The following is a 3,564-nucleotide window of genomic DNA, read 5'->3' on the forward strand; positions in this document are numbered from 1 at the left end:
TTATGGGTATTGTTAAAACAACACTCACATTCGGGTAACTTGTGAAATGGGCTTTGCTTACTCATTGCTCAACGACCATAGCCCTACCTGCTTAGACTTCGCTTCCTTCTCAGCATCAGCTAAAATTTCACTTCCGTTGGGGCAGCGATCGCTGTATTCCTTATAGTGACGCGCCATCCCTGCTTGAACCATCTCATAATTTAGTAGTTTCTCCTCTTCCGTACCTTTTCCGGCTGATACAAAAATATCTGCCAACAACTGACCATCCCGATTGCGCTCTGATGGAACCACGATCACTTGACTTCCTGCCGCGCTGACGAGCAATCTCAGCTTCTCACGCGCATCGTTCCCCACGGGCTGACCCAGTTCCGGTGCATTAATGCCGCATAGTCGAATCAGGTCTTTCTTGCCCTCAGTCTTAACGGTAAGCGTCTCTCCGTCAACCACGTTTACCACTTCCCACATTTCCGAGAGTCCTGGTTTGGGAGCCAGCCCTTGCGATGCATGATTGGGATTGTTATAGTCCGGCGTTGAAGCTTGAAAGGTTTGCCACTTTTGAAAAGACAAAATTGCAATTGTCATTAAAACTCCAACGGGAATCCAGTTAACCGCCTTTTTCAGTCGTTTCATAGCAGTGGCGCACACATCACTTTTAGGATTCCCAAAAACTATGTGCTTTTCATAAAGACATCCCAATCTTGGGAAAAGAGTTTTCACAATGGGCACTCTTAGAAGGTTATTTCACTAACAAATCGCTCATGAAGTGGCTTTATGTCTTGCTGAGTTTGGCAGTCGCGATCGCTCTATCTGTGTTTAATCCAATGCCTGAAATGGCGCAATCCGCTTCAGGGTGCGATAAAGCCTACCCTGATTTCTGTATCCCACCAGCCCCACCTGATCTCAATTGCAAGGATGTACGCCCTAACAAAAACTTTCGGGTACTGCCTCCTGACCCTCATGGGTTTGATCGCGATAAAGACGGGATTGGCTGCGAACGATGAAACAAGGAGACTAGGTAAACGAAATTACCTTTTGTCAGCAAGGTTATCTAAAATGCCAGACAATTGATTATTTATCGGTCTTAGGGTTGAATATAGCAGCCAGATAACCAGAAAGCCAGAATGACAACCATTAGTACAATCACGGGCTATAAAGGCGGCGTGGGGAAGTCTACAACGGCTATGAATTGGAGTTATGAATTGTGTTTGCGCGATTGCATTCATCTGTCCTGCTCATGGACGCTGGGACAGCGATCGCATTCGAGTAGATTGCAAAATAGAGATTGTTTAATCGTCGGTTAGAGATCGTTACACATTGCTGATATGGAAACGACGCAAAAGCGTACCCATGAAAGGTTGACTGGTTCTCTCTTGAAGTGCAATATGTATGGCAGTAGAAGGAAGATGACCTGCGGGCGCTTCTAATGCATTAAACGTTAGCTGACTTTCATTGCTGAAGGTGGAGTAAGAGTAACCACGATTACTTCGATGCGAGTATCCTCGCAACCAGCCTAACTCTTCACAAGCAGTACGCCAGGTTTTTGATTGCCAAATCAGGCTTTGCACACTGAAACCAAAATGGCGATTGCTGTAATCCTGCCATAGCTGGTTCATTAGGTGCAAATCCTCGGAAGGAATTTTAGAAGTGTTCAGCCTTCAACCAACCAATTTTCTCTTGTCCTGCGGCTTTGAGGCATAGCGTCATTGTTTCTTTATTAGCATCCTCAAAGTTTTCTGCTTTTAGCAGGTCAAGAAGGGTAGTATAGTCAACCCCGATTGTAGATACAAAGTCATTTTTATCCATTTTGCTGTACTTCTAACTGGTAAATTTTCAAAGAGGGATGCTCTGCCATTATTCTCCAATAAAAGCCTTCCGGGGGTGTTGAAACGCAATCTCCACACCGATAGCCAAAAATAGGCTCATCTTTCTTGTGTAGCTGTCGTAGATGTTGATGCAAGTCAACGGCATCTCCAGGCGACAACCAGAACAGATGAGATTGCCCTTGATAACCAGCATTGAAAAGGCTGAGGAACAACCATTCCATCACAGATTGAATATCGTCTAAAGCAATACCGCTCTCAACTTGCCCATAACTGCTAATAGTGGGTTGCTTCAGTTCTCTTTTGGAAAGCAGCGAAAAAAGCCTTGCTTGGATTCTATGCAAAAAGCCATTCATAGTAGATGCAAAAAACTACCCCCTTAAAATGCCCAATTCGTTCCATAAATTTATTGCAAGAACTAGTTCTTGCTCATCCTCCTCATACATATTGCGACAGCGATAAGGATAATGATATAGTATGAATATCTGATATAGATATTGATTTAATGAACATGGATGTGAAACGATGAGTTTTACCCCTACTGCCTATACCCATGACACCACTCGCGAACAATTAATCGCTCAATTCCGCGATCGCATCGCGACAAACGATCGCACTAAGCTTAGCAAGGATGAACGCGCTGAGCTTGTGTTGCACTTTATCGATAGGCTGGGCAACTGTGAGGATGAGGACGCTGCGAAGGCTCTTTGTGCGGCTGAAATTGCACTGCTGGAGGAAGGCTACCCAGTTGCCTCGATCGCGAATCAATATTTACCAGACTATCGCAAGGCAATCGCTCTAGCTGTAGAAGAAGGACGGTTACCTAGGCTGGAGTTACCATCTAGTCAGTATGGCAAGGTTTACCCGCACTGGGGGCTTTATCACCTGACTTATCCAAATGAAGTGCAGCAGGCGATTAAGCAGAAGACGACGATTAAGAACAATCTCAAGCAGGACGATTTACAGCCGATTCGAGCAGACAGATTTTTGAATAAGGCGAAGGATCTATTGGCAGGGGAAACTCCCTACGAATGGGCAGTAGGGCTGTTGGCGGTGACTGGACGTAGATTCAGTGAGATTGTGGCTAAAGGGGAATTTAAGCCTACTTCTCACCCTTACGCGATCGCGTTTCGCGGGCAACTGAAAAAAGGAATTCAAGATATTGAGCAGGCTCAAACGTTCCTGATTGCTACGTTGATTGATGCAGATAAGGTTCTAAAGGTGATTGCTCGGTTGAGAGCGCATCCTAGAGTTCAGGAGTTGGCTGAACTCTCTCCTGATGACATTAACTCCAGGCTCAATACGAGCGTCAGGCATTATATCAAGAGCAGTTTCGAGGATTCAGAGGTGCTGCCGGTGTTGACGGGGGAAAAGGCGGTGACGGCTCACAATCTTAGGGGCGCGTATGCTGAAATTGCGACGCATTTCTTCTGCCCTCCCAATCAAGGCACTCACCGGTTTCTTCAACAACATCTCGGACATGTGATTGGTGAATCTGAATTGGCAAAAAGGAAGAATGCGGGGGCTACGGAACACTACTTTCATTATTTTCTGATTGGGGCACAGCAGCAGCCGTTAGGAGAAAAGGGCATTTTGCTAGAGCGGGTTGGGGCATTGCCGACTGCGGTCGAATTTGAGCTTGAACCAGTTGAGTTGGAAGAACCTAACAGGAGTTACGCAGTTGAGAAAAAAGGGTAGGTGCGGTAAAACCAAAGGATGAATCCACCCAAGGTCAACGAGTACG

The 3,564-nt window shown here is 45.8% G+C and carries 7 protein-coding genes; 3 read left to right on the top strand and 4 right to left on the bottom strand.

Features of this window, described 5'->3' with window-relative positions:
• Nucleotides 1-57: 57 nt before the first annotated feature.
• The gene (locus AB3R30_RS26725; protein ID WP_458652242.1) at nucleotides 58-630 is read right to left on the bottom strand and encodes a thermonuclease family protein; all 573 of its coding nucleotides are present in this window, start codon (nucleotides 628-630) and stop codon (nucleotides 58-60) included.
• Nucleotides 631-758: 128 nt separating this feature from the next.
• Here AB3R30_RS26725 and AB3R30_RS26730 point away from each other — a divergent pair, with 128 nt between their 5' ends.
• Nucleotides 759-1,001 carry an excalibur calcium-binding domain-containing protein gene (locus AB3R30_RS26730; protein ID WP_458652243.1) on the top strand — a complete coding sequence of 81 codons (243 nt, stop codon included), beginning with the start codon at nucleotides 759-761 and terminating at the stop codon, nucleotides 999-1,001.
• A gap of 120 nt (nucleotides 1,002-1,121) precedes the next feature.
• The gene (locus AB3R30_RS26735) at nucleotides 1,122-1,301 is read left to right on the top strand and encodes a hypothetical protein (RefSeq protein WP_458652244.1); all 180 of its coding nucleotides are present in this window, start codon (nucleotides 1,122-1,124) and stop codon (nucleotides 1,299-1,301) included.
• Nucleotides 1,302-1,307: 6 nt separating this feature from the next.
• Here the strand turns inward: AB3R30_RS26735 and AB3R30_RS26740 are convergent, their stop codons facing one another.
• Genes AB3R30_RS26740 through AB3R30_RS26750 form a run of 3 tightly spaced genes read right to left on the bottom strand, consistent with a single transcriptional unit; the run spans nucleotide 1,308 to nucleotide 2,176 of the window.
• Entirely contained in the window at nucleotides 1,308-1,613 is a 306-nt protein-coding gene (locus tag AB3R30_RS26740) for a GUN4 domain-containing protein (protein WP_458652245.1), read from the bottom strand.
• Nucleotides 1,614-1,638: 25 nt separating this feature from the next.
• Entirely contained in the window at nucleotides 1,639-1,803 is a 165-nt protein-coding gene (locus AB3R30_RS26745; protein ID WP_458652246.1) for a hypothetical protein, read from the bottom strand.
• Entirely contained in the window at nucleotides 1,796-2,176 is a 381-nt protein-coding gene (locus AB3R30_RS26750) for a hypothetical protein (protein ID WP_458652247.1), read from the bottom strand. Before AB3R30_RS26750 ends, AB3R30_RS26745 begins: the two co-directional genes overlap by 8 nt.
• A 169-nt stretch (nucleotides 2,177-2,345) precedes the next feature.
• Here AB3R30_RS26750 and AB3R30_RS26755 point away from each other — a divergent pair, with 169 nt between their 5' ends.
• On the top strand, nucleotides 2,346-3,518 hold the full coding sequence (locus AB3R30_RS26755) for a protelomerase family protein (RefSeq protein ID WP_458652248.1): 1,173 nt from the start codon (nucleotides 2,346-2,348) through the stop codon (nucleotides 3,516-3,518).
• The last annotated feature ends 46 nt before the right edge of the window (nucleotides 3,519-3,564 follow it).

It is taken from the genome of Sivoneniella epilithica UHCC 1019, from assembly GCF_040830845.1.
In the GTDB taxonomy this organism is placed as follows: domain Bacteria; phylum Cyanobacteriota; class Cyanobacteriia; order Leptolyngbyales; family Leptolyngbyaceae; genus ULC077BIN1.